General features: G+C 72.9%; 23 protein-coding genes. 10 read left to right on the top strand and 13 right to left on the bottom strand.

The features are described 5' to 3' along the window. Nucleotides 1-54: 54 nt before the first annotated feature. Complete coding sequence (locus AOM06_RS06500) at nucleotides 55-1,536, bottom strand: DHA2 family efflux MFS transporter permease subunit (RefSeq protein ID WP_062303940.1); 1,482 nt, start codon at nucleotides 1,534-1,536, stop codon at nucleotides 55-57. Nucleotides 1,537-1,646: 110 nt separating this feature from the next. Here AOM06_RS06500 and AOM06_RS06495 point away from each other — a divergent pair, with 110 nt between their 5' ends. The 6 genes from AOM06_RS06495 to AOM06_RS06470 all read left to right on the top strand — a co-directional run bounded on the left by AOM06_RS06495 (nucleotide 1,647) and on the right by AOM06_RS06470 (nucleotide 9,151). Further along, nucleotides 1,647-2,648: a hypothetical protein gene (locus AOM06_RS06495; protein WP_228372877.1), complete on the top strand. Its 1,002-nt coding sequence runs from the start codon at nucleotides 1,647-1,649 to the stop codon at nucleotides 2,646-2,648. A 48-nt stretch (nucleotides 2,649-2,696) separates the two neighbouring features. Further along, nucleotides 2,697-3,356, top strand: a complete 660-nt coding sequence (locus AOM06_RS06490) for an NADPH-dependent F420 reductase (protein WP_228372876.1) — start codon at nucleotides 2,697-2,699, stop codon at nucleotides 3,354-3,356. Between the two features lie 2 nt (nucleotides 3,357-3,358). Then, nucleotides 3,359-4,375, top strand: a complete 1,017-nt coding sequence (locus AOM06_RS06485; protein WP_062303938.1) for a glycerate kinase — start codon at nucleotides 3,359-3,361, stop codon at nucleotides 4,373-4,375. Between the two features lie 53 nt (nucleotides 4,376-4,428). Continuing rightward, nucleotides 4,429-6,312: a family 43 glycosylhydrolase gene (locus AOM06_RS06480; RefSeq protein WP_062303937.1), complete on the top strand. Its 1,884-nt coding sequence runs from the start codon at nucleotides 4,429-4,431 to the stop codon at nucleotides 6,310-6,312. Beyond that, nucleotides 6,309-7,619, top strand: coding sequence for a hypothetical protein (locus tag AOM06_RS06475; protein WP_228372875.1), 1,311 nt, complete (start codon nucleotides 6,309-6,311; stop codon nucleotides 7,617-7,619). Before AOM06_RS06480 ends, AOM06_RS06475 begins: the two co-directional genes overlap by 4 nt. A 260-nt stretch (nucleotides 7,620-7,879) precedes the next feature. Further along, on the top strand, nucleotides 7,880-9,151 hold the full coding sequence (locus AOM06_RS06470; protein ID WP_062303936.1) for an HNH endonuclease: 1,272 nt from the start codon (nucleotides 7,880-7,882) through the stop codon (nucleotides 9,149-9,151). A 47-nt stretch (nucleotides 9,152-9,198) separates the two neighbouring features. Here AOM06_RS06470 and AOM06_RS06465 read toward each other — a convergent pair whose 3' ends face one another. Genes AOM06_RS06465 through AOM06_RS06440 form a run of 6 tightly spaced genes read right to left on the bottom strand, consistent with a single transcriptional unit; the run spans nucleotide 9,199 to nucleotide 13,248 of the window. Beyond that, complete coding sequence (locus AOM06_RS06465) at nucleotides 9,199-10,179, bottom strand: pirin family protein (protein ID WP_439644725.1); 981 nt, start codon at nucleotides 10,177-10,179, stop codon at nucleotides 9,199-9,201. Beyond that, nucleotides 10,176-10,472, bottom strand: a complete 297-nt coding sequence (locus AOM06_RS06460) for a GNAT family N-acetyltransferase (protein WP_062303935.1) — start codon at nucleotides 10,470-10,472, stop codon at nucleotides 10,176-10,178. The genes AOM06_RS06465 and AOM06_RS06460 overlap by 4 nt, the downstream gene beginning before the upstream one ends. Beyond that, nucleotides 10,469-10,843: a SpoIIAA family protein gene (locus AOM06_RS06455; protein ID WP_062303934.1), complete on the bottom strand. Its 375-nt coding sequence runs from the start codon at nucleotides 10,841-10,843 to the stop codon at nucleotides 10,469-10,471. The genes AOM06_RS06460 and AOM06_RS06455 overlap by 4 nt, the downstream gene beginning before the upstream one ends. A gap of 46 nt (nucleotides 10,844-10,889) precedes the next feature. Continuing rightward, nucleotides 10,890-11,594 carry a CE1759 family FMN reductase gene (locus AOM06_RS06450; RefSeq protein WP_062303933.1) on the bottom strand — a complete coding sequence of 235 codons (705 nt, stop codon included), beginning with the start codon at nucleotides 11,592-11,594 and terminating at the stop codon, nucleotides 10,890-10,892. Next, nucleotides 11,591-12,052: a MarR family winged helix-turn-helix transcriptional regulator gene (locus AOM06_RS06445; RefSeq protein ID WP_062303932.1), complete on the bottom strand. Its 462-nt coding sequence runs from the start codon at nucleotides 12,050-12,052 to the stop codon at nucleotides 11,591-11,593. The genes AOM06_RS06450 and AOM06_RS06445 overlap by 4 nt, the downstream gene beginning before the upstream one ends. 8 nt (nucleotides 12,053-12,060) lie before the next feature. Next, nucleotides 12,061-13,248 (bottom strand): CE1758 family FMN-dependent luciferase-like monooxygenase, encoded by a 1,188-nt coding sequence (locus tag AOM06_RS06440; protein ID WP_062303931.1) that lies wholly within the window; start codon nucleotides 13,246-13,248, stop codon nucleotides 12,061-12,063. Nucleotides 13,249-13,462: 214 nt separating this feature from the next. Between AOM06_RS06440 and AOM06_RS06435 the strand changes: the two genes are divergently transcribed. Further along, nucleotides 13,463-14,107, top strand: coding sequence for an MBL fold metallo-hydrolase (locus AOM06_RS06435; RefSeq protein WP_062303930.1), 645 nt, complete (start codon nucleotides 13,463-13,465; stop codon nucleotides 14,105-14,107). Here the strand turns inward: AOM06_RS06435 and AOM06_RS06430 are convergent. The 3 genes from AOM06_RS06430 to AOM06_RS06420 form a co-directional block, all read right to left on the bottom strand. Continuing rightward, complete coding sequence (locus AOM06_RS06430; RefSeq protein WP_062303929.1) at nucleotides 14,104-14,862, bottom strand: fructosamine kinase family protein; 759 nt, start codon at nucleotides 14,860-14,862, stop codon at nucleotides 14,104-14,106. The two genes, AOM06_RS06435 and AOM06_RS06430, sit on opposite strands and share 4 nt — an antisense overlap. Before the next feature lie 79 nt (nucleotides 14,863-14,941). Continuing rightward, nucleotides 14,942-16,174, bottom strand: coding sequence for an MFS transporter (locus AOM06_RS06425; RefSeq protein WP_062303928.1), 1,233 nt, complete (start codon nucleotides 16,172-16,174; stop codon nucleotides 14,942-14,944). A gap of 4 nt (nucleotides 16,175-16,178) precedes the next feature. After that, nucleotides 16,179-18,416 (bottom strand): exo-beta-d-1,3/1,6-glucosidase, encoded by a 2,238-nt coding sequence (locus tag AOM06_RS06420; protein ID WP_062303927.1) that lies wholly within the window; start codon nucleotides 18,414-18,416, stop codon nucleotides 16,179-16,181. A gap of 95 nt (nucleotides 18,417-18,511) precedes the next feature. On the opposite strand from AOM06_RS06420, the gene AOM06_RS06415 reads away from it, so the two are divergent. From AOM06_RS06415 to AOM06_RS06405, 3 genes are all read left to right on the top strand, one after another. After that, nucleotides 18,512-19,090 (top strand): TetR/AcrR family transcriptional regulator, encoded by a 579-nt coding sequence (locus AOM06_RS06415; RefSeq protein WP_062303926.1) that lies wholly within the window; start codon nucleotides 18,512-18,514, stop codon nucleotides 19,088-19,090. A 137-nt stretch (nucleotides 19,091-19,227) separates the two neighbouring features. Next, nucleotides 19,228-19,809: a hypothetical protein gene (locus tag AOM06_RS06410; RefSeq protein ID WP_062303925.1), complete on the top strand. Its 582-nt coding sequence runs from the start codon at nucleotides 19,228-19,230 to the stop codon at nucleotides 19,807-19,809. Between the two features lie 156 nt (nucleotides 19,810-19,965). Next, nucleotides 19,966-20,544, top strand: a complete 579-nt coding sequence (locus tag AOM06_RS06405) for a hypothetical protein (protein WP_082105364.1) — start codon at nucleotides 19,966-19,968, stop codon at nucleotides 20,542-20,544. A gap of 61 nt (nucleotides 20,545-20,605) precedes the next feature. Here the strand turns inward: AOM06_RS06405 and AOM06_RS06400 are convergent, their stop codons facing one another. The 3 genes from AOM06_RS06400 to AOM06_RS06390 are packed head-to-tail and all read right to left on the bottom strand — an operon-like array spanning nucleotide 20,606 to nucleotide 23,618. After that, nucleotides 20,606-21,379: an SGNH/GDSL hydrolase family protein gene (locus AOM06_RS06400; protein WP_062303923.1), complete on the bottom strand. Its 774-nt coding sequence runs from the start codon at nucleotides 21,377-21,379 to the stop codon at nucleotides 20,606-20,608. Next, entirely contained in the window at nucleotides 21,376-22,500 is a 1,125-nt protein-coding gene (locus AOM06_RS06395) for a glycosyltransferase (protein WP_062303922.1), read from the bottom strand. Before AOM06_RS06395 ends, AOM06_RS06400 begins: the two co-directional genes overlap by 4 nt. Then, nucleotides 22,497-23,618 (bottom strand): glycosyltransferase family 4 protein, encoded by a 1,122-nt coding sequence (locus tag AOM06_RS06390; protein WP_062303921.1) that lies wholly within the window; start codon nucleotides 23,616-23,618, stop codon nucleotides 22,497-22,499. The genes AOM06_RS06395 and AOM06_RS06390 overlap by 4 nt, the downstream gene beginning before the upstream one ends. Between the last annotated feature and the right edge of the window lie 73 nt (nucleotides 23,619-23,691).

Genomic DNA, 23,691 nt, shown 5'->3' with positions numbered 1-23,691 from the left:
CGCGGGAGGCTGGGGTGGTGGCGGCACGCGTGGCCGAGGTGGCGGCGGTGGTGTTCAGTGACCCGCGTGCTCGGGGCCCGGCGCGTCGAGGGGGCGCTGGATGAAGCACGCGGCGACGACCGCCCCCGAGGCGAGGATCGCGGCGATCAGGTAGGCCGCTCGGATCCCGCTGGCCTGAGCGGCGGCCTCCGCGGCTCCGGCGGCCTCCTGCGATGCCGCGACCGCCGCCATCGTCGAGACGAACAGGGCGGTGCCCGCGGCCCCGGCGACCTGCTGGATGGTCGAGACGGTCGCGGAGCCGTACGCGTAGAGGCGCGGCGGGAGCGAGCCCAGGCTCGCTGCGAACAGCGGCGTGAACATGAGCGCGAGCCCCGCGCTCAGCACCACGTGGCATGCGAGCAGCGCCCACCAGGGCGTCGTCTCGGACAGCAGGAAGGACAGCGTCCACAGCACGCCCGCGACCAGCGCGGCGCCCGGGATCAGCAGCGGTCGCGGCCCGATGCGGTCGACCGCGCGTCCCACCGCCGGGGCGCACAGGCCCATGAGCAGCCCGCCCGGGAGCAGAAGCAGCCCGCTCTGCAGCACCGACAGCCCGAGCACGCCCTGCATGAAGAGCGGCAGCAGGATGATCATCCCGAACAGCGACATCATGAGGATGACGAACATCACGATCGAGACCGCGAACGTGGGCACCCTGAAGGTGCGCAGGTCGAGCAGGGCGTCGTCGATCCGCTGGAGCACGATCTGCCGCCACACGAACAGCGCGAGCACGCCGACGCCGACGCCGAGCGACGCGAACGCGGAGGTGGGCACGCCGTCGCCGCCCGCCTCCCCGATCCGGCTGAGGCCGAGGACCACGCCGCCGAAGCCGAGCGCGGCGAGCACCACCGACAGGACGTCGAGAGGGGCGTCCGAGGGCTCGGTGACGTTGCGCATGAGCCGCCAGCCGAGCGCAAGCACCGTCGCGGCGATCGGCAGGACGAACACGAACATGAAGCGCCACGGCAGCACGCTGAGGATGAGGCCAGACATCGTGGGCCCGATCGCCGGCGCGACCGCGATGACCACGGAGATCGAGCCCATGCGGCGCCCGCGCGTCTCGGGCGGCTCGAGCTGCATCACGGTGGTGATGAGCAGCGGCAGCATGATCGCCGTGCCCGAGGCCTGGACCACGCGCGCGACGAGCAGCACCTCGAAGCCCGGCGCGAGCGCCGCGATGAGCGTGCCGCCGACGAACAGCGACATCGCGCTGAGGAAGATGGGCCGGGTGTGGAACCTGCGCAGCAGGAAGCCCGTGACGGGGATCACCACCGACATGGTGAGCAGGAACGCGGTGGTGAGCCACTGCGCAGCGATCGCGGTGATGCCCAGGTCCTCCATGAGGTGGGGGATCGCGACGCCCATCACGGTCTCGTTGAGGATCACCACGAACGCGGCGACGATCAGCACCCAGATCACCGCGGTGTTCCGGCGTGCGATCTCGGGGTCGGGCGCGTCCACCGCACGGTCCTCGCGGGTCACCAGCTCGTCGGTCATCACGCCATTGTGCGACGAGGGTCCGACATCGCGTCAGCCCCCGCTTCAGGGGGCGGCTCCGCCCCTCGCCTTGCCGAATCCCGCACGAGCGCCATAACATCGTGATGCCGATGTCGACGGTGCACCCCGTCGACACGCTCTTCCTGGGGGACCGCCGGCCGGCGGGGGATGCGGAGGTTCTGATGGTGCACACGGCTGAGGGGGCCGCGCAGCGCTTCGTGAAGCGTGACGTGCGGGTGAATGGGGCCGCGCTCGATCCGTCAGGGCTGAGGGTCCTGCGATTGGCAGTCGGGGATGAGTCCGACGCCGGTCCGCAGGACGCCGATGCGCATCCCTCGCCGGTCCACACCCCGGCGTTCCGGGAGTGGTCGGCGCGCCTGGGGACCGCCGCGGCGATGCCGAACATCTACATGCCTGCCGCGCCACGGCTCTCGAGCCGCAGCAAGGGCGAGGCGATCTTCAGCGGCTCGCCCGTGGACGCGCTCACGCGTCGCTACCTCACGCTCGTGCGCGACGCCCGGGCCTTGAGGGCGCGTGCCCGCGTCACGCAGTGGCTCGCGGTGCGCACCTCGATCGACGTCGCGCGGACGGTGCGTTGGACCAGCCTCGCGTGCGGTCCCGCACTTCCCGTGATCGGCGCGCTCGCCGAGGCGCGTGACGTGGGCGCGGATGTCGAGGCCACCTTCATCGACACGTGCCACGATTCGCTCGACGTCACCCGGCGGTTCGTGCGGACGCAGGGCCTCGATCCCGCGCGCCACCGCTTCCTCTCGCGTACCGATGCGCTCGGGGCTTCCGAGCCGCCCGTCCCCGAGGCGTCGCAGGACTTCGTCGAGGCGCTCGACCTGCTGGCCGACCGCACCCCGGCCGAGGCCGCGCTCGCGCTGCGACGCGCGTTCTCCCTGGTGCGACCCGGTGGGGCGCTCGCGTTCTCCGCGATGCTCGCCGACCGCCCGGAGCCGGACCTCAACGCCGCGTGGCCGAGCCCTCCGCGGTGGACGTTCGCGGAGCTCGCCGCACTGATCGCGAGGTCAGGGGCCCTCGTGGCGGATGCGATGGCGTACATCGCCGACGACGGCGTCTACGCGGTCGTCGAGATCGAGCGCCTGTAAGGGCGGCACGGCGGGCACCCGTCGACCGCCCCGGGTAGCCTCGCAGGCGTGGACGATGCGCGGGACGGCGGCCAGGCGGCGCTGCCGCGCACGGTGGGGATCCTCGGCACGGGCCGGGTCGGGACGGTGCTGGCACGGCTCGCACGCGACGCCGGGCTCGAGGTGCACGCTGCATCGTCCCGCGACGATCCCGCGGCGGCGTGCGCCGCGGAGGTGGTGATCCTGGCAGTGCCCCTCGGGCGGTACCGCACGCTGCCGAAGGACCTGCTGCGGGGCCGCCTGGTGGTCGATGCGATGAACTACTGGTGGGAGCTCGACGGCGCGCGGCCCGACCTCGACGACCCGCGCACCTCCACGTCCGAGACGGTCGCCGCGTTCCTCGATGGCGCGCGCGTGGTGAAGGCCTTCAACCATGCGAGCGTGTGGGAGCTCGAGAACCTCGCGCACCCGGCCGGCCATCCCGACCGCCGCGGGCTCGCGATCGCGGGCGACGATGCCAGGGACAGGGCCGTGGTCGCGGCCCTGGTGGACGCGATGGGCTTCGACCCCGTCGATGCGGGACCGCTGTCCGCGGGGGTGATGCTCGAGCCGCCCACCGACGTCTTCGGCTCGGACGCGACCGCGGACGAGCTGCGTGACATGCTCGCGCGCTTCCCCCGCTCGCAGCGCGGACGGGTGGTCGCGCGCGCCCGCGGCGAGGCGGGCTGACGATGCGGGTGGTGGTCGCGCCGGACTCGTTCAAGGGCACGTTGGCCGCCGGGCGTGCGGCCGCGGCGATCGCTCGCGGTTGGCGCGCGGTGCGGCCCGACGACGAGGTGGTGGAGATCCCGCAGGCCGACGGCGGCGAGGGCACCATCGCCGCGATCCGCGGTGCCCTGCCAGGCTCGACCACGCACCCGTGCGGTGACGTCACCGGACCCGCTGGCGCGCCGGTCCCCGGCGCGTGGCTCGACCTCGGCGACGGGACCGCCGTGTGCGAGCTCGCGCTGGTCGCGGGCATGCACCTCATGCCGGGTCTCGACGCGCTCGGCGCGACGTCGCGGGGCCTCGGCGAGGTCATGGCGCGCGCGCTCGATGCGGGGGCGTCGCGCCTGGTGATCGCGCTGGGCGGCTCCGCGTCGACCGACGGCGGGGTCCCCGTGCTCGAGGCCCTGGGCGACCGGAGGCCTCCGCCCGGAGGCGTGACGGTGCTGTGCGACGTGCGCGCGCCGCTGCTCGGCCCGGGAGGGGCGGCGGCGGTGTTCGGGCCACAGAAGGGGGCCTCGGCGGCCGACGTCGGCGCGCTCGAGGCGAGGCTGGAGGCGGTGGCGGTGCGCCTCGGCGCGGATCCCCGCACGCCGGGCGCGGGCGCCGCGGGCGGCGTGGGTTATGCGCTGCACGCGTGGGGAGCGGCGCTGGTCGAGGGCGCGCGCCAGATGGCTCGGCTCACGGGCCTCGACGCCGTCGCGCGCTCGGCGGACCTGGTGATCACGGGGGAGGGGCGGTTCGATGCGCAGTCCGTCCTGGGGAAGGTGACGGGACACGCGCTTGCGGCCTTCCCGCGCGTCGCGGTGGTCGCGGGCGAGGTGGCGGTCGACCCCGGCGTGCCGTCGGTCTCGCTCGCGGCGCTCGCCGGCGCGCGCGAGGCCGCCATGGCCGCGCCCGAGCGCTGGCTCGAGGTCGCCGGGCGGACTGTCGCGGAGGACTGGGACAGGCGTGGTCCCGGCCCTTTTGTGCCGCGTAGGTAATCGATGTAAATTTCTTGTCTGCCCCCCGCAGCCCGACTCGAAGGAGAGCGCCAGTGACCGACTCGACGGAGCGCCGCGTCCGCGCCTACCACCGCACGCCCACGACCGCCGCGGAGGCGAACAACGAGGACGTCGCGCTGAGCCTGCACCTCGCGCTCGAGGGCCCCGACGGCTTCGCACCGCTGTTCGACGACTACGGCATCTTCTTCCCGCTCGTCTCGGAGGTCCCCGGACCGGCCGGCACCACCGAGGAGATCATGCGGTCGCTGGTCGACCCGCACCTGTTCCGCATGCGTGACGGCGGCTTCGGCGTGGTCGCCACGCGGGTGGCGCGCGGGGGCGGGCCCGACGGCACCGAGCGCTCGAGCGTCCTCGTCGCGGTCTCGCCGGACCTGCTCACCTACACCGAGCTCGGCCTGCTCGACCTCGGCGTGACCGACGGCGTGCATCGTCCCGCCGCCGTCTACGACGCGGAGAGCGACACGTACCTCGTGTCCTGGACGGACGATGCGGGCGAGGCTCGGCACGCCGCCGTCACCGATCCCGCGGACGGCGGCACCGTCAGCCCCGCCGAGCCCGGCGGCGTCCCCGGCCTCGAGCCCGGCGCGCCCCTTGCCATCCCCGCCGAGGTCGCGCGAGGCCTCGAGGTCCGCTTCGGGCCGATCGTCAACACGGGTGCGCGCCCGCTGCCTGCCGTCGAGGTCGCCGTCGGGGGCTCGCTCTCGGCGGACGCCCTGCCCGCGCGCCTCGAGCTCGACTACAGCGACGGCTCGACCGGCTCGCTCGCGATCGGGTGGGACGCCGAGGCGATCGCCGCGATCGACACCACGGCTCCGGGCGAGCATGTGGTGAACGGCCGCGTCCGCCAGGAGGTCTACCCGACCCCGTTCGCCGACGAGCGCGCCGATCCGAGCGTCTACCGCTTCGACTTCAACGGTGTGCAGAAGTTCCTCATGATCGCCACCAAGGACCTCCACATGGACCCGGTGAACAACGCTGGCGAGCCCGTGGGCATGCCGATCCGCATGGCGGACCGCATCGAGGACCTCTCCGACGAGGCGCTCGAGGCCGGGCGCGTCGCCGAGGTCGACCTGCTGGTCCACGGCTCGCTCGACGCCGACGGCAACCCCATGACCGGCTGCTTCTGGGCGCCCGAGATCCACCTGATCGACGGCACCCTGTCGATCCTCTTCATGCCCTCCTACGGAGAGCCCACGGACATGTGGTCCGGCCGTGCGAGCATCGTCCAGCTGCGCAAGGACGAGTCCGGGAACCACCTCGACCCGACCGTGCCCGAGCATTGGACCGCGGCGCGCCACGTGGTCTGCGCCGACGGCTCGCCGCTCAACACGATCCAGGGCATCTCGCTCGACATGACGTACTTCCAGGACTCCGGGCTGCACTATTACGCCTGGCAGATGCTCGGCAGCGTCTTCGTCGCGACCATGGACCCCGCCGACCCGACGCGACTCACCTCCGAGCCGGTGCGCATCGTCGCGCCGGAGTATGCGTGGGACAACTTCATCGCCGAGGGCCCCAACGTGCTGGTGCGCGACGGCCGCCTGTGGATGCTCTACTCGGGCTCGACCGTGGGCGACAGCTACACCACCGGCCTGGTGACCGCGACCGCCGGCGAGGGCGTCGACCTCACCGACCCGGCCGCCTGGACGCGCCTCAACTACCCGATCCAGAAGTCCGGCCCGTTCAACGGCGAGATGCAGCTGGGCACCGGCCACGGCATGTGGTCCGAGGACCAGGACGGGAACCTGCTGTACGTGTTCCACGCGCGCACCGACCACAAGGGCCTCACCGGTCGCGACATGTTCGTGCGCCGGGTCCACTTCGCGGCGGACGGCATGCCGGTGCTCGACATGGAGACCGACGAGGAGCTGCTGCCCGAGCTGCGCGAGGTCGCGGTCACCGTGGTCGTGGCATGACGGACCAGCCCTACGGGTACCTCATGGTCCACTTCCTCGAGGACCCCGAGGGCTATGCCGAGAAGATCTACCTCGACCTCTCCGACGGGGACGACCCCGAGCGATGGGTCCCGCTCAACGGCGGGGCGCCCGTGCTCGCGTCCCACCTGGGCACCACCGGCGTGCGCGACCCGCACCTCACGGTGAACCCGCAGACCGGGGTCTACTACATCCTCGGCACCGACCTGCGGGTCTTCGGCGGGGACGATGCGGGCTGGGCGGGCTGGTCGCACGGCTACTCGACCCGCATGAACGTGTGGGAGTCGCGCGACCTCATCACGTGGTCGCCGCTGCGCCAGATCGACGTGGCGCGCGGTCCTGCCGGCGAGCCTGCCGCCGGTGCGCCCGAGATGGGCATGATGTGGGCCGCCGAGACGACGTTCGTGCCCGACTTCCACGGCGCGGGTCAGGGAGCCTTCGTCGTGTACTGGACGTCGACCGTCGGCGACCACCAGGTGATCCTGTGGGGCTCCACCACGGACTTCACGCAGTCCACGTGGGCCTACGGGGGCGTGCTCCTCGACCAGGGCGAGGACACCATCGACACCACGATGATCCAGCGTGGCGGCCGGACCTACCGCGTGACCAAGTCCAACGGCGCGACGCGTCGCGGCCTGTTCATGGAGGTCACCGAGGCCGAGCGCTGGTGGGAGCCGGGCGCCGCGTGGCGCGAGGTCCAGACCCGCATCGGCGAGGGCTACGCCGCCGGGCACGGTGTCGAGGGCCCCACGATGTTCAAGGCTCACGGTGAGGACCGCTGGTACCTTTACGTGGACGTCATCCCCTCGGTGGGCTACAGGCCGATGGTCTCGACGGACCTCGACGCGGACGTCCCGTGGGCTCCGCTCGACAGCCCGCGGTTCTCGCTGCGCGCCGCCACCAAGCACGGCGGGATCCTGGGGCTCACGCGAGACCGGCACGACGCCCTGCGGCGGGCCGATGCGGCGGGTCCCGTCCGGACGGACCTCGGGGTGGTCGCGGCTTCGGCGGGCACGTCCGTCGAGGCGCTCGACGTCGCCCTCCCGGCGTTCGCCGAGGCGCGGCTGCACGGCGGCGGGACCGCATCGTTCCCCGTGGTGTGGGACCTCACCGACCTCGACACCTCGGAGCCAGGGGACCACGGCGTGCGCGGCACGCTCGCGGGAACGCTTGGGGCGAACCTCAACGCGTGGACCGGCAAGGACGGCTCGACGGCGTGGGACGCGCAGGACAAGGTGCCGTTCAGCCGCACCGCTCTGCAGGTGGGCGCGCAGATCGAGATCGGCTGAGCGTCGCGCTGACGTGGGTCGGTGCGATCTCGCTTGGTGCGGTCTCGCTTGGTGCGGGTCCTCCGCGTGGGGTGACGAGGGTTTCCAAGGGAGTCCTCGTGTGCCCTCGCCTCGCCTGAGCGCCCGTGGATGTCCGCCGCCGCGTTGCCGCCGTCTCGCGAGGCGATGTCCACAGTCCCGTGCGCGCGAGAGTTATCCACCCTGGTAGATCTGTGAAAAAGGCCGGGGGCGATGTCAGACCCTGGTGATCGAATGTACCCATGACGTTCTCCTCGGTCCGGCTCGCCACGGCGCTCGAAGCGCTGCGCGAGTTCGAGGGTCGGGACTTGTCGGCGTTGACGGTGGACGAGCTCACGCGGTTCACGGCCGCGTCGGCTGCGGTCTACCGTCAGGCGGGTGTGATCGTCGCGGCGGGCGCCGCCGCGCAGCTCGATCGGGTGCGGGGAACGCGTGGGGAGCCGACGCCGCGCGAGCTCGCGGGGCAGCGCCGTGACACGGCGCAGATGCTGGGTGTTGATGAGCGCAGCGCGCAACAGCTGATCGCCGCCGGCGGGGAACCCGACCGTGCGAGGCACCCGCTGGCGCGGGAGGCATTCCGTCAGGGGCGCATCGGTGCACCCGCGGTCGAGATCCTCGAGCACTGCCTGAACATGCTGGGCGAGGCGCCTGCCGGTCTTGAGGCGCGCCTTGTCGCAAAGGCCGAGCGCCTGACGCTTCGTGAGCTCCGCCGCGCGTGCGAGCAGGCGATCGCGCTGCATCGCCGGGAGCTCCTGGAGCAGAAGGAACGCCGTCACCGTGACCAGCGTGAGCTGGTCGTCGGTCGAGACGGGGACGGCATGGTCACGCTCCGCGCACGACTGGATGCCGCGTCCGCCGCGCCCGTGGTGGCATTGCTGGATGCGCAGGTGCGTGACGCGTTCCAGCGCCGACGCGACGACGCGGTGGTCGCCGACGCGGACACCCGTACCGCGGGGCAGATCCGCGCCGACGCGCTGGTGATGCTCGCGCAGCACTGCCTGGGCTGTGACGAGCCCGGCAGCGGGGTGCGCACCGAGGTGGTGGTGAGGTTGGACTACGACACCCTCCGTTCTGGGATCGGAGTGGGTTCGTGCGACTCGCTCACGGGGCCCATCAGCGGTGGCACGGCGCGCATCATGGCTGTCGACGCAGGCATGCTTCCCGTCGTGCTCGGCGGAGAGAGCCTCCCGCTCGACTGGGGGCGCAGGAAGCGGCTCTTCACGCCAGCGCAGCGCAAAGCGATCGTCGAACGCGACGGAGGCTGCGCGTGGTGTCTCGCCCCGCCGACCCGGTGCGTCGTCCACCACGTGGAATTCTGGTCGGACGGCGGACGCACGGACATCGGCAACGGCGTGCTTCTTTGCACGGGATGCCATGTCCGGCTCCACACAAGCGAGTGGGAGCTCGAGCTGCGCGACGGGCACCCGTGGCTGATCCCACCCGCCGCCGTCGACCACACCCGCACCCCCATCCGCGGCGGCACCGCACGCCTCGACCCACGGCCCATCGCATGACCACGGGAGAGCTCCGCTCGCGGACCGCACCCGGGCAGCGCCGGAGATCAGCTCCCGCGCGTCCGGGGCTTGAGCCTCACCTCGGGCATCGGCGGCGCGGGGATGCGCATGTCGCCGTGACCGGGGACGGTGCCGAAGCGGCCGTCGTCCCCGTTCCAGGAATGCCATGCCTCGACGATCTCGTCGTGGTCGCGCCCCACGAAGTTCCACCACATCACCAGGTCGTCAGGGAAGGGCTCGCCTCCCAGAAGCATCACGGTGCCGCCGTGCCGCGACCCCAGCCGCACCGAGGTGCGGTCCGTGCCCAGGTAGAGGATCCCGCCAGGCTCGGGCAAGGCCAGGGTGCCCGTCGCATCGTGCACCTCGACGTCTCCCGACAGCGGGACGACGCCGTGCTCCCACCGTGGATCGAGCGGCAGCTCCGCCTCGGTCTCGGCGTCGAGAGCGACCTGTGCGCCCACGATCGGGGTGAAGGCCGTCGCCGGCGAGGTGACCCCGTCAAGCGTGCCCAGCACCACGGTGGCGGTGGCGCCGTCCCCGAGCACGAGCGTCGGCAACGTCGCATGCGACTCGAAGCCGGCAGGCCCGTGGCGTGCGTCCTCGGGCAGCGCCACCCACAGCTGGAGCGCGTCGAGCTCGATCGCGTCCTCCCCGAGCGAGTACTCCGAGTGCGAGACGCCGTGCCCCGCGGTCATGAGGTTGAGCGCGCCGGGCCGCAGCACCACGTCGGAGCCGAGCGAGTCACGGTGGCGGATCTCGCCGGCGAGCGGCCATGTCACCGTCTGGAGGCCCATGTGCGGGTGCGGCTCGACCCGCATCAGCGCCTCCTGCGGCCCGAACCGATCCAGGAAGCACCAGGCGCCGATGGTGGTGAGCCCGCGCTGCGGGAGGGAGCGGCGCACGCTCATCGCGCGGACCCCGCCGAGAGGGACGTCGCGCGGCTCGAGCACGCGCGCGACGGGCCCGGGCCGCTGTCCGGCCCCGGGGCGCAGCACCTCCGCGACCGGCCCCGCGTCGAGGCGCGTCACGCGCTCTCCGGCCAGTCCACGCTGGCTCCCGGGACGGTGTGCCGGCGCAGGTACGCCCCGATGAACGGGCACACCGGCACGATGACCTCGCCGCGGGCGGCGGCATCGGCCAGGGCCTCGCGAGCGAGCGTCGTGCCGAGGCCCTGGCCCTCGTACGCGCCGGCGATCTCAGTGTGCGTGAAGACGATGCGGCCCGAGCGCAGCCTGAACTCGGCGACCCCCGCGAGGGCGCCGTCGATCAGGAGCTCGTAGCGGGCGCGGTCCTCGACCCGGACCACGTCGACGTCGTTCACGCGGTGGCGCCGCTCGCCCAGGCGACCGCCTCGCGCTCCTCCGAGGTGGGGAAGATCCGCACATGGCCGGGCAGCAGGAAGGACAGCAGGTGGACCACCTCGGCGAGCACCCCGTGGTCGGTGACCAGCGCGAGACGGCCCCACGAGTCATGGGGCTGCGCCTCGAGCCGGAGGTCCTCCCAGAGCGCGCCCGCGGAGTACCTGTCGAAGTCGTGGCCGAGGACGTAGACCACGTTGACGGGGGTGCCCGTCGCGATGGCTCGCTCGAGCGCGGGGTCGAAGACGGCGCGGTAGTCCTCGGCGCTCACCAGTCCCGTCGCGCGGAACCCGACCATGTGCTCGGGCATCCCCGGCAGCTCGTGAAGAGGCATGTCTCCATCCTGCTTCGTGAGGCGCCGGTCTGCCAGGGGAGAGGGTCTAGCCCTTGCGCGGGTCGAACGGGTCCTCGTCGGTGCTCGGGCGCAGCGTGCCGCCCGTCGCGAGCCGCATGAGGTCCGAGTTCAGGTCGATGTCGAGCTCGGTGCCGCCCGCCGAGCCGTAGCTGTGCTGGTACGCGCCCCACGCATCGTCCCGCACGGCCCGGGCGAAACCGGACTCCATGAGGAGCACCAGCTCGCGCGCGGCGCGGTCGATGCGGGTCCCGAAGCCGGTGTCCGTCCAGTCCTCGGTCGAGGCGAACAGGCTGGTCGGGACGGGCAGGGCGCGGAGGTAGGCGAACAGCGCGCGCATCTCCTCGTCGACCACGAGCGCGTGGCGAGCGGTGCCGGCGGTCGCCGCCAGGATGACCGGCTTGCCGATCAGCAGGTCGTTGTCGAGCACCTGGAAGAAGCTGGTGAACAGCCCCGACGCGCTGGCCTTGTACACCGGCGCGGCGGCCACGATCGCGTCGGCGGCGCCGAGCGCGTCGACGGCGCGCGTGAACCGGGGGCCCAGGAGCTGGCTCGAGAGCGCGGCGGGGAGCTCGGGGAGGAGCTCGCGCAGGTCCACCGTGGTGACGGTGACGGTGTGGCCGCGCTCCTTGGCGAGCGCGGTGACGCGCTGCGTGGCGCGGTCGGCGAGGAGGCGGGTCGAGGACGGGTCGGAGACGCCGGCGCTCACCACCACGAGGCGGAAGTCGGTCATGTCGGATCCCCTTCGGGGTCGGTCGCGAGCTTGAGGGAGAGGGATTCGAGGAGCGCGAGCTCCTCGTCGGTGAGGCGGGCCGTCATCGCGGCCGCCACGGAGGCGCCGTGCGCCCGGCCGACGCGCCGCTGGAGCGAGCGGCCCTCGTCGGTGAGCGTGAGGTTCGCCGCGCGCGCATCGCGGGGATCCGCGCATCGTGCCACGAGCCCGCGCTCGACCAGGCGGTCGACCAGCCGCGACAGGCCCGGCTGGCTCAGCAGCACGTGGCCGCCGAGGTCGCCGAGCCGCTGCGGCGAGTCGCACTTGGACAGCGTGTAGAGGACGTCGTACTCGCGCATCGTGAGGCCGTGCCAGACGTCCTCCGCCGAGAAGCCGCGCATGAGGGCGCCGTGCGCGCCCAGGGCGGCCTCCCACGCATCGTTCGCGAGGCGCGTGCGGCCGCGTGTGCGGGTGTCCATCGTCCCTCCTAGAGGGTCGGGTAGGAGTCGACCGCCGACTCCGAGTCCTGGTACGGGGAGCCGCCCGTGACGTTGTCGCCGCGGTTGGCGTTGGGGCGCGGCTGGCGCGGGGCGGCGTCGCCGTACTTGGCCTTGACCAGGTCGGCGTGCGACGGCGGGTTCGCCGGCGCCTCGGGGTCGCGGCGCGACTCCAGCTCCTCGCGCAGGACCGGCACCACGTGCTCGCCGAGCAGGTCGAGCTGCTTCAGCACCATGTCGACGGGAAGGCCGGCGTGGTCGATGAGGAACAGCTGGCGCTGGTAGTCGCCGAAGGCGTCGCGGAAGGTGAGGGTCTTGTCGATGACCTCCTGCGGGGAGCCGACGCTGAGCGGCGTCATCTCCTCGAAGTCCTCCATGCGCGGGCCGTTGCCGTACACGGGTGCCTCGTCGAAGTACGGGCGGAACTGGTCGTGCGCCTCCTGGCTGTTCTTCGCGATGAAGGCCTGGCCGCCGAGCCCGACGACGGCCTGCTTGCGCGTGCCGTGGCCGTAGTGCTCGAAGCGCTGGCGGTAGAACGTGATGAGGCGCTTGTAGTGCTCCTTGGGCCAGAAGATGTTGTTCGCGAAGTAGCCGTTGCCGTAGAACGCGGCCTGCTCGGCGATCTCGGGGGTGCGGATCGAGCCGTGCCACACGAACGGCGGGACGTCGTCGAGCGGGCGCGGGGTCGAGGTGAAGCCCTGCAGCGGGGTGCGGAACTGGCCCTCCCAGTCGACCACGTCCTCGCGCCACAGGCGGTGGAGCAGGTTGTAGTTCTCGAGCGCCAAGGGCAGCCCCTGGCGGATGTCCTGACCGAACCACGGGTACACCGGCGCGGTGTTGCCGCGGCCCAGCATGAGGTCCATGCGGCCCTTGGCGAGGTGCTGGAGCATCGCGTACTCCTCGGCCAGGCGCACCGGGTCGTTGGTGGTGATGAGCGTGGTGCTCGTGGTCACGGTGAGCGTCTTCGTGAGCGCCGCGATATGTGCCAGGAGCGTGGTCGGGGACGAGCTGAAGAACGGCGGGTTGTGGTGCTCGCCGATCGCGAAGACGTCGAGGCCCACCTCCTCCGCGTGGACGGCGATCTTGACGATGTTCTCGATGCGCTCCGCCTCGGAGGGTGTGTGGCCCGAGACCGGGTCGCGGGTGATGTCCGAGACGGACATGATGCCGAACTGCATGGTGTGCCTCCTGCGGGGGACTCGAGGGCTGCTCGTGCCGGGTGCGGTGCTCCCGGTCGCTGCCGCCGATTATATGCGTACGCATGTAACTAACGCGCGCGCCGGTGTTTCATTCCCGCCGCCCCTGGAGTCGGGACGCTCAGCACTCCGCGATCCTCCGAAACCCCTTCACGCGGGACGCTCACCTCCGCTCGCGCTGTGCTGTGATGGGGCCATGCTCGTCACCAAGCACGCCCATGCCTGCGTCGCGATCTCCACCGACGAGGGTCACCTGCTGATCGATCCGGGCGTCTACGCTCCCGACGCCGCGGCGCTCCTGGCTGCCACGTCCGCGGTGCTCCTCACGCACGAGCACCCCGACCACGTCCACGCCGAGGCGATCCTCGCCGACCTCGAGGCGCGGCCGGCGCTGCGCGTGTGGGGGCCTGCGGCGGTGGTCGGCGAGTGGGTCGAGCGCTTCCCGGGGCAGGTGACGGTGGTCGCGCCGGGCGACGCGTTCGAGGCCGGAGGGCTGTCGGTGGCGGTCAACGGCGGCCTGCACGCCGTCATCCATCCGGACCTGCCGCGCTTCGTCAACGTCGGGTACCTGGTGGGCGGGCGGGTCTTCCATCCGGGCGACTCGTACGAGGCGCCGGGGGTGGAGGTCGAGGTCCTGCTGGTTCCCGTCAGCGGGCCGTGGGCCAAGCTCGGCGAGGCCGCCGACTTCGTGCGCGCGGTCGCGCCCGCGCGGGCGGTCCAGATCCACGACGCGATGCTCTCGGAGATCGGGATCGCCTCCGCGACGAGGTTCCTCAGCGCCGGCCCGCTGGTGCCGGTCGATGTGGAGCACGTGGCGCCAGGGGAGACGGTGGAGCTCTAGGCGAGCCGCATCACAGCCGCTGCGGCCTCGGCTAGCGCGACCCCGTAGCCGCGCCCGTGCCCCGCGGCATGGACGGCGAGCGGGTGGAGCTGGTGCAGCGGGAGCCGCGCCCGCCAGCCCGGCGCGAGAGGCGCCGCGTCCTGGTAGCCCGCCAGCGCATCGTCCAGGAACGGCAGCCCGAAGAGCGCGAGCATCGCGAGGTCGGTCTCGGCGTGGCCGCCGTGCGCGGCGGGGTCGATCAGCACCACGCCGGCGGGGGAGAAGAGGACGTTGCCGGCCCACAGGTCGCCGTGGATCCGGGCAGGCCGGGCGCCGTCGTCGAAGGGGCCGCTCGCGATGAGGTCGCAGGCCTGGTGCACGATGCGGGCCTCCTCCTCGCGCAGGAAGCCGGCGGCGAGCGCGGGGTCCAGGAAGGGGCGCACGCGCGCCTCGGCGTAGAAGGCGCCCCAACGTGGGTGGGTGGTGGCCGGCATCTCGCGGCTGCCGATGAACAGCGGACCGTCCCAGCCTTCGGGCCCCGCGCCGAAGGCCGGCGCCCCCGCCGCGTGGGTGCGGGCCAGGCCGCGACCGAAGGCACGTGCGGCGGCCGGGGTCGGGGTCGCGCGCTCGACCCGCTCGAGGACGATGCGGCCCGGCCTCACGTCACGCACCGCGGCGATCCGGGCGCCGCCGGCCTCCGCGAGCCAGCGCAGCCCGGCCGCCTCGGCCTCGAAGAAGCCTGGCGGGGCGGCGGGGCTCGCCTTGACGTGGTCCATGAGGACTCAGTGTCCCGCGAGGCCCGGTGGGAGCGCCATGAGGAGGGCTGAGCGTCCCGACCCGGGTTCGGGGGTCGGATCAGTTCGCGGGGGCGGGCTCCTTGCGGGTGGCCATCGATCCCGCGAGCAGGACGATGAGCGCGCCGAACACCGGCACCAGCGTGAGGCCGGCGCGCAGCGAGGTCTGGTCCGCGATCCAGCCGACCACGGGCGGGGACAGGAGGAAGGCGAGGCGCAGGAGCCACGACAGGATGGTGAGGCCGGTGCCGGGACGGAGGCCCGGGAGCTCGTCGGCGGCGTGCATCGCGCCCGGGATGAGCGTCGCGACGCCGAAGCCGGCCGCGCCGAAGCCCAGGATGGTGCCCCACGGCGACGGGAACGCGAGCGCGAGCCCCATGCCGACCGCGACGAGCGCGCCGCCCCACCGGGCCACGGCGCGCTGACCCCAGCGGTCGACCATGCCGTCGCCCAGGAGGCGCCCGATGAACTGGCATCCCTGCATCGCGACGAACGCGAAGGCGGCGAGCCCGGCGCCTGCGAGCAGCTCGTCCGACATGTAGGACGCGGACCACGTGGACGCGGCGTCCTCGGCCCAGCCGCCGCCGATCGCGATCACGGTGAGGGCGAGCAGGGTGCCCCAGGTGCGCAGCGGGATCCTGCGGAGCGGCGTGTGCTGCGGCACCGCGGCCTCGCCGGCGGCGTGGTCGACCTCGGACTCGGTGGGTGCGTCCTTCCGCAGCAGCAGCGGGGACGCCGCGAGGTTCGCCGCGATCACGATGGCGAGCGTCGCCGCGAACTGCCACGGGACGCCGATGCCGAGCGCGGCGCACGCGCCGCCGATGAGGCCGCCCGTCACCGCGCCGATGGACCACAGCGCGTGGAAGGAGTTGAGGATCGAGCGCTTGTAGAGCCGCTGGACCTCGAGGCCGTGCGCGTTCTGCGCGACGTCGACCCACGCATCGGTCACGCCGACGACGAACAGGGCGATGGCGAACATCCACACCCCTGGCGCGAGCCCCGCGGCGAGCATCGCGGCGGCGCTCACCATCATCGTGACCGTCGCGACCCGTCCCGACCCGAACCGGCGGATCATCGCGGCGGCGAGCAGCCCGAGCGCGAGCGCGCCCACGGACCACATCGCCATCGCGACCCCGAGCGTCCCGTACGAGATGCCCAGCCCCGCCCTGATCTCCGGCACGCGCGGCGCGAACCCGCCCAGCACGATGCCGTTGGTGAAGAAGATCAGCGAGACGCCGAGGCGTGCGCGGCGCAGGTGCCGTGCGACGGGGGGCGCTCCCGTGGGGACGGTCATGGCCTCACGCTACCGAGAGGTCCGCGACCAGCAGGTCCGCCAGGCGCGAGGTGGGACCCACGAGCACCTGGAACGCGCCCGGCTCGACCACGCGCTCGCCGCGCGCGTTCACGATGCTGCAGTCCGCGACGGGGATGCGCACGGTCGCCTCGACCGATGCGCCGGGCTCGAGGGTCACCTGCGTGAGGCCCTTGAGCTCGCGGTCGGCCCAGGTCGCGGAGGTGGTGACGTCGCGGACGTACGCCTGGACGGTCTCGAGCACCGGGCGGTCGCCGGTGTTGGTGACCGTGACCGTCGCCTCGACGGTGTCGCCGAGGCCCAGCGAGGACGCCGCGAGGCGCAGGCCGGAGTACTCGACGCTCGAGTACGAGAGCCCGTCGCCGAAGACCCAGCGCGGCTCCTGCGTGAGGTCCGCGTAGCGGTAGCCGTGCTGCGCGTCGATCTGGTTGTAGAACGTGGGCTGCTGGCCCACGTGGCGCGGCCACGAGATCGGCAGGCGGCCGCTGGGCTCGATGCGCCCGAGCAGGAGCTCGGCGAGCGCGGTCCCGCCGGCCATGCCCGGGTTCGCGGCCCAGATCACGGCGGCGGCGCGCTCGGCCGAGCGCGGCAGCACGTGCGGCTTCGACGCGAGCACCACGAGGATCACCGGCGTGCCGGTCTCCACGAGCGCGTCGAGCAGCGCGACCTGTCCGCCGAGGAGCTCGAGCGTCGCGGTCGACTTGCCCTCGCCGACGAGCTCGATGCGGTCGCCCAGCACCGCGACCACCGCATCGGCGCCCTCGGCGGCGGCCACGGCCTCCGCGATCATCTCCGGGTCGGGCTCGACCGGGAAGGCGATGAGGGGGCGCGGCTGGCCGTCGGGGAAGAACGCGCCCTTGGGGTCCGGACCGGTGGTGATGATCTCGGCGCCCCGGGCGTGCGTCACCTCGGAGCCGGACGGCGCGAGCGCGCGCAGCCCGTCGAGCACGGTGGTGATCATGTCGCGCGGGTGGCCCTCCATGAGCCAGTCGGCCTGGCCGGAGGCGCCGGCCCAGTCGCCGAGCATCCAGTCCGCGTCGTCGGCGTTGGGGCCCACGACCGCGAGGCGCAGCGGTCGGTCGGCCGGCAGCGGCAGCGTGCCGTCGTTCTCGAGCAGCACCAGCGACCGGCGCGCGACCTCGAGGTTGAGGGCACGATGCGCGGGCTGGGCGACCACGGCGGCCTGGAGCGCCGGGTCGGGCAGGCGCGGGTCCTCGAACAGGCCCAGGTCGAACTTGAGGGTGAGGATGCGCGACACCGCCTCGTCGATGCGCGACTCCTCGAGCAGCCCCTGCGCGACGGCGTCCTGAGCGCCCTGGAAGAAGGCCGGCGTGGTCATGATCATGTCGTTGCCCGCGTTGACCGCGGCCGCCGCGGCCTGCGCGTAGTCGGGGAAGAGCCGCTGCTCGCGCACGAGGTTGCCCACGTTGTCCCAGTCGGTGATGAGCGTGCCCGAGTATCCCCACTCGCCGCGCATGACGTCCTTCAGCAGCCACTCGTTGATGGTGATCGGCACGCCGTCGGTGGACTGGTAGCCGAGCATGAAGGTGCCGCAGCCGGCCCGCGCCATGCGCTCGAACGGCGGCAGGTACCAGGAGCGGAGCTTCCGCTGCGAGATGTCGGCCTCGGACGCGTCGCGCCCGCCCTGGGTCTCGGAGTAGCCCGCGAAGTGCTTGGCGGTCGCGAGGATCGCGGTGGGGTCGCCCAGCCCGTCGCCCTGGTAGCCGCGGACCATCGCGGCGCCCAGCTCGCCCAGCAGGTACGGGTCCTCGCCGAACGTCTCGGACACGCGGCCCCAGCGGAGGTCGCGCGCGATGCACAGCACGGGGGAGAAGGTCCAGTGGATGCCCGTCGCCGCGACCTCCACCGCGGTGGCGCGTGCGACGCGCTCCAGGAGGTCGGGATCGAAGGTCGCGGCCATGCCCAGCTGCGTCGGGTAGATCTCCGCGCCCTTGAAGAACGAGTGGCCGTGGATGCAGTCCTCGCCGATGAGCAGCGGGATGCGCAGGCGCGTCTGCTCGACGAGGGAGTGCGCGAGCGCGAGGCGCTCGGGCGAGGCGTGGAGGATCGACCCGACGTGCATCTCCTCGATCAGATGCGGGACGCCGTCGTAGGTGTGCATCTGGATCATCTGCCCGACCTTCTCGGGCAGGGTCATGCGGCCCAGCAGGTCGGCGACGCGCTCGGCGGTGGCGAGCGTCGGGTCAAGGTAGGGAGCGGTCACGGCGGTTCCTTTCGCACGGCTGCGGGCGGGGCTGTCCCGAGAGTTCTACCACATGGTAAAAAGGACTGTCGAAACGATGCAAGCGGAGGGGACGCATGGCGACCAGGGAGCTGTCCGACCGAGGAGCGGAGACGCGCGCACTGATCCTCGACACCGCGCTCGCGGCCTTCGCGGAGGGCGGGTACCGCGGCACCTCGGTGCGCGAGATCGCGTCGCGCTGCGGGCTCACCCATCCGGCGCTGCTCTACCACTTCCCGCGCAAGCCGGACCTGCTCATGGCGGTGCTCACGCGCCGCGACGAGGCGGACGGTGGCGAGGGCTTCGAGGCGCTCGGGCCGCGTGCGATGCTCGAGCACCTCGTCGCCACCGCGCGGCTCAACGCGACGCAGCGCGGCGTGGTCGAGCTCTACGCCACCTTGTCGGCGGAGGCGTCGAGCCCCGACCATCCCGCGCGCGCCTACTTCCAGGCACGCTACGCCGCGCTCGTGGCCAACCTCGAGCGGGCCTACCGCGCCCTGGCGGAGGCCGGGGCGCTCGCCGCCGGCGTGGAGCCGGAGGCCGCGCCGCGCCAGCTCGTGGCGCTCATGGACGGGCTCCAGGTCCAGTGGCTGCTCGATCCCGAGGTCGACATGGCCGCGGTGCTCGAGGCGCACCTGCGCGCCCAGCTGACGTGACACGCGGGTGCAGGTGGTTGACCCATCATCGATCGGGACTCAGGTCCCTACCGGGCTGTCAGCAACGCTTCTAGGTTCGTACCAGGCGCTACCCCGGCGCCGAGAGCCCACAGGGCTCGCGTCGAAGGAGAATGACAATGGCAGTCAACTCGCAGGTCGCTGAGACCTCCACGACCACCCGCAGCGCCTTCGGTTGGCGCATGCTGAGCGTGACCCGCATCGCGCTCGGCTTCTACTTCCTCTGGGCCTTCCTGGACAAGCTCCTGGGCCTCGGCTTCCAGACCTGCCGCACCGTCGCGGAGGATGGGACCTACACCATCGACGCGTTCTGCGACAGCGCGTGGATCAACGGCCACGCGATCACCGAGGGCTACCTGGTCTACGCGGGCAACGTCAACAGCCCGTTCCACGACTTCTTCGTGGACCTCGGCGGTCAGCGCTGGACCGACTGGCCGTTCATGATCGGCCTCCTGGGCGTGGGCCTCGCGCTCATGCTCGGCATCGGCACCAAGATCGGCGCGATCTCCGGCAGCCTCATGCTGCTGTTCATGTACATGACCCAGATGCTGCCGTCGACCAACCCGATCCTCGACGAGCACATCATCTACATCCTGGCCATCCTCGCCATCGTGTGGGTCGAGCTCGAGCACCAGCCCATCGGGCTCGGGAAGTGGTGGAGGAGCCTTCCCCTCGTCAAGCAGAACGCGTGGCTGGTCTGACCGCCACGGCCGTTCTCACGGGGTCCCGCGCCGGCGCGCGGGACCCCGTTTTCGTTGCATTCCAGCAGGAATGGTGCAATCCGGAGTAGCGTGGTCGGAGCGGACAAGGGAGTCCGTCGATACGAACCGCATTCGCATCTCATCCGGGAGGCAGTGATGGACAGCACCGAACCCACAACCACGACGAGCAGCTCGACCACCAGGAGCGGCTTCGGCTGGGCCATGCTGAGCGTGACCCGCATCTCGCTCGGCTTCTACTTCCTCTGGGCGTTCCTGGACAAGTTCCTGGGCCTCGGCTTCTCGACGTGCCGGACGACGGCGGAGGATGGGACTTTCACCATCGACGCGTTCTGCGACAAGTCGTGGCTCAACGGCGCGCCCATCACGGAGGGCTACCTGGTCTACGCGGGCAACGTCAACAGCCCGTTCCACGACTTCTTCGTGGACCTCGGCGGGCAGCGCTGGACCGACTGGCCGTTCATGCTCGGCCTGCTGGGCGTGGGCCTCGCGCTCATGCTCGGCATGGGCACCAAGGTCGCCGCCTTCGCGGGCGGGCTCATGCTGCTGTTCATGTACATGACGCAGATGCCCGTGTCGACCAACCCGATCTTCGACGAGCACATCATCTACATCCTGGCGATCTTCGCGATCGTGTGGGTCGAGCTCGAGCACCAGACCATCGGCCTCGGGCGCTGGTGGCGCGGGCTCGTGGGAGAGAAGAGCTGGCTGGTCTAGCCGACCGGACGCAGGAGGGGCGGGGCCGCGGGGTCCCGCCCCTTCGTCGTGCGTGCACGCGTCACGCGTCCGCGGGACGCCGCGCCGCGCGCCGCTCGTCGCGCAGCTCGCGCGCGACCACCATCGTCACCTGGGGGATGAGGTCCCGGCTGCGCTTGACCGCCCACGGCACCCCGTTGACCGCGAGCCACGCGGCCACCGCGGCGCGGCTCGGCGGCTCAGGCGGGGCCGGGACCGCGCCGCAGGGGCGCCAGTCGCCGGCGAGAAGCGCGGCGGCCTCTCCGGCGAGGGCGCGGTGGCCGAGCGGAGACGGGTGGATCCGGTCGATGTGCCATGCGCGCCGGCCGAGCGAGGCGAGCAGGGTCGCGCCGTCGATCACCTCGACGTCCGTGAGCGCGACGGCCCGCGCGATCGCGGCGTTCGCCTCGCCGACGCGCCGTGCCATGGCCTCGGCGACGCGACGCGGCGCCAGGTCGAAGAGTCCGATGCGATCGAGCGACACCGTGACGATGCGTCGCCCGGGTCTCGCGAGCCGATCGATCGCGCCGCGGAGCGCCCGCTCGACCTCGACCGGCGAGAAGTCCCCACGCAGCACGTCGTTGCCGCCGACCGTGAGCAGCACGACGTCGGGGCGTGCGGCGAGCGCGCGCGGCACCTGACGCTCGAGCATCTCCTGGGCGCGCACGCCGTTCGCCGCGAGGTTGAGGAAGGACGAGGCGCCGAGGGCTGCGGCGGTGTGCGCCGCCCAGCCGACCTCGCCCCACGCGCGCTGCACGCCGTCGCCGACCCCGAGGGTGATCGAGTCCCCGAGCGCGACGATGCGCGGGCCGGTCATCGCGCCCCCGCCAGGGCCCGCGAGTGGACCTCGCGCATGCGGGCGACCGTGGCGGACCACGGGAACCGCACGGCCCGCGCGCGGGCGTCGAGCCGCCGCTGCCGCCCGTCGCGCGCGAGCATCGTCTCGACCGCGTCCGCGAACGCCGCCGGCGTGCCCAGCGCGGCGAGCCCCGCGTCACCCACCACCTCGGGGAGCGCGGAGGCGGCGTTCACGACGGTCGGGGTCCCCGAGGCGAGCGCCTCGAGCGCCGCGAGCCCGAAGGTCTCGATCGGGCCCGGCGCGAGCACGGCATCGGCGGAGGCGAGCAGCGACGCGAAGCGGTCACGGTCGTCCACGAACCCCAGGGGCTCGACCGGGAGGCTCGCGGCCGCGCGTCGCACGCGCCCCTCGAGCGGCCCGCTCCCCGCGACCACCAGGCGCACCGGTCGGCCGCGGCGCCCCAGCTCGCGCACCGCCTCGATCGCGAGGTCGGGGCGCTTCTCGCGGGACAGCCGCGAGGCCATGACCAGCAGCGGGACGTCGTCGGGAGCGTGGCGACGGCGGGTCGTGGCGCTCGCGCGGCCCGGATGGAAGCGGTCGAGGTCGACCCCGAGCGGCACCGTCTCGACGTGCGCGCCGACCGCGGCGAGCTCCGCGCCCGCGTAGGCGGTGGTGGCGACGAGCGTGTCGAACCTGCGCGCGATCCAGCGCGAGTGCGCCTCGGTGAGCCGCGCGGCGGCGCCCGGCGCGCGGCCTCGCAGCGCGGTGTCGAGGACCCCGCTCACGCGTTCGTGAGCGAGGAAGGCGGTGGCGGTCCCGCGCTCGCGCGCCCACGGAGAGAGATGCGCGAGCGTGGTGCGGTCGGAGACCTCGAGCACGTCGGGGGCGAAGGCCGCGAGCGTGTCGATCACGGCGCCGAGCCGGGTGATGACGCGGTAGCCGCCGCTGTGCGGCAGCAGGGGGCTGTGGAGCGTCACGACGCAGCCATGGGGGGTGTCCGCGATGCTGTCGGCGTCGCCCGGCACCACCAGCAGGACGTCGTCCCCGGCCTCGACGTAGCCGCGGCCGAGGGCGTGAAGCGCGGTCCGCAGGCCGCCCGAGCGCGGCCCGTAGAAGTTGGCGACCTGCGCGATCCTCATCGCCGCACCGCCCGCGCCGCCATGGCCGCCTCGTAGTGGCGCGTGAGAGCCTCGCACACGCGCGGCCAGGTCCGGCCTTCGACCGAGATCCGCGCATGGGCGCCCTGGAGCGCGCGGAGGTCCTCGTACGCGACCAGCTCGGCGACGGCGTCCTCGAGGTGGTCGAGGCGGCCGGGCTCGTAGAGGAAGCCGTTCGCGCCGTGGTCGATGAGGTCGATGGGGCCGCCGCGGCGGGGCGCGACCACGGGTACGCCGGAGGCGAGCGCCTCCTGCACCGACTGCCCGAAGGTCTCGAGCTCGCCCGGGTGGACCATGACGTCGAGGCTCGCGACGGCGCGTGCGAGCTCTCCGCCGCCCAGGAAGCCCGCGAACTCGGCGCGCGGCATCGCGCGCCGCAGCCGCGCGCCCTCGGGGCCCTCGCCGATCACCACGAGCCTCGCTCCCGGCATGCGCGCGATCCTCGCGAGGTCGCCCACGCGCTTCTCCGGCGCGAGCCGGCCCACGTACCCGACGACGACCTCGCCGTGCGGCGCCCACCGCGCGCGCAGCGCATCGTCCCGGTGCGCGGGATCGAACCGTGCCGTGTCGACGCCTCGCGGCCACAGCCCGAGGCGCTCGACTCCCAGCGCCTCGAGCTGGCCCATCGCCGCGGTCGAGGGGGCGAGCGTGATGTCGGCGGCGCTGTGGATGTGGCGCACCCGGGTCCACAGCAGCGGCTCGCCCCACGGCATCCCGTAGGCGGCCGCGTAGGAGGGCACGTCGGTCTGGTAGATCGCGACGGTCGGCAGCCCGAGGTCCGCCGCGGCACGCACCGCGGCCCAGCCGAGCATGAACGGCGATGCGAGATGCACCACGTCGGGCCCGAGCTCCGCGAGGAGGCGGGTGAGCCGGCGCACGCTCGACAGCGCGACGCGCACGTCGCGGTAGCCCGGCCAGCCGACCGCGGGGACATGGACGATGCGCGCCCCCGCGACCGTGTCCGGAGCCCCGGGGGCCTCGGGGGCGATGACGACCGCCTCGTCGCCGCGGGCGGCGAGGTGATCGAGCACCCGCAGCAGCGAGTGCGTGACGCCGTTCGTGTGCGGCAGGAACGACTCTGCGACCAGCGCGACCTTCACACGCGTCAGTGTTCGGTGCCCAGGCGAACCGACGGTTGCGTCGGGCTTGATGTCGCATGACGGTCCGATGACG

The sequence above is a fragment of the Demequina subtropica genome, from assembly GCF_000971235.1.
GTDB lineage: Bacteria > Actinomycetota > Actinomycetes > Actinomycetales > Demequinaceae > Demequina > Demequina subtropica.
This window is presented reverse-complemented; position numbering and strand designations above follow the sequence as displayed.

Coding starts and splice junctions, on each gene's coding strand:
- AOM06_RS06410 (WP_062303925.1), top strand. CDS start 19,228: ATGGCAGTCAACTCGCAGGTCGCTGAGACCTCCACGACCACCCGCAGC.
- AOM06_RS06445 (WP_062303932.1), bottom strand. CDS start 12,052: ATGGACACCCGCACACGCGGCCGCACGCGCCTCGCGAACGATGCGTGG.
- AOM06_RS06455 (WP_062303934.1), bottom strand. CDS start 10,843: ATGCCTCTTCACGAGCTGCCGGGGATGCCCGAGCACATGGTCGGGTTC.
- AOM06_RS06435 (WP_062303930.1), top strand. CDS start 13,463: ATGCTCGTCACCAAGCACGCCCATGCCTGCGTCGCGATCTCCACCGAC.
- AOM06_RS06405 (WP_082105364.1), top strand. CDS start 19,966: ATGGACAGCACCGAACCCACAACCACGACGAGCAGCTCGACCACCAGG.
- AOM06_RS06395 (WP_062303922.1), bottom strand. CDS start 22,500: ATGAGGATCGCGCAGGTCGCCAACTTCTACGGGCCGCGCTCGGGCGGC.
- AOM06_RS06475 (WP_228372875.1), top strand. CDS start 6,309: ATGACGGACCAGCCCTACGGGTACCTCATGGTCCACTTCCTCGAGGAC.
- AOM06_RS06500 (WP_062303940.1), bottom strand. CDS start 1,536: ATGACCGACGAGCTGGTGACCCGCGAGGACCGTGCGGTGGACGCGCCC.
- AOM06_RS06495 (WP_228372877.1), top strand. CDS start 1,647: ATGTCGACGGTGCACCCCGTCGACACGCTCTTCCTGGGGGACCGCCGG.
- AOM06_RS06470 (WP_062303936.1), top strand. CDS start 7,880: ATGACGTTCTCCTCGGTCCGGCTCGCCACGGCGCTCGAAGCGCTGCGC.
- AOM06_RS06440 (WP_062303931.1), bottom strand. CDS start 13,248: ATGCAGTTCGGCATCATGTCCGTCTCGGACATCACCCGCGACCCGGTC.
- AOM06_RS06485 (WP_062303938.1), top strand. CDS start 3,359: ATGCGGGTGGTGGTCGCGCCGGACTCGTTCAAGGGCACGTTGGCCGCC.
- AOM06_RS06425 (WP_062303928.1), bottom strand. CDS start 16,174: ATGACCGTCCCCACGGGAGCGCCCCCCGTCGCACGGCACCTGCGCCGC.
- AOM06_RS06415 (WP_062303926.1), top strand. CDS start 18,512: ATGGCGACCAGGGAGCTGTCCGACCGAGGAGCGGAGACGCGCGCACTG.
- AOM06_RS06400 (WP_062303923.1), bottom strand. CDS start 21,379: ATGACCGGCCCGCGCATCGTCGCGCTCGGGGACTCGATCACCCTCGGG.
- AOM06_RS06450 (WP_062303933.1), bottom strand. CDS start 11,594: ATGACCGACTTCCGCCTCGTGGTGGTGAGCGCCGGCGTCTCCGACCCG.
- AOM06_RS06430 (WP_062303929.1), bottom strand. CDS start 14,862: ATGGACCACGTCAAGGCGAGCCCCGCCGCCCCGCCAGGCTTCTTCGAG.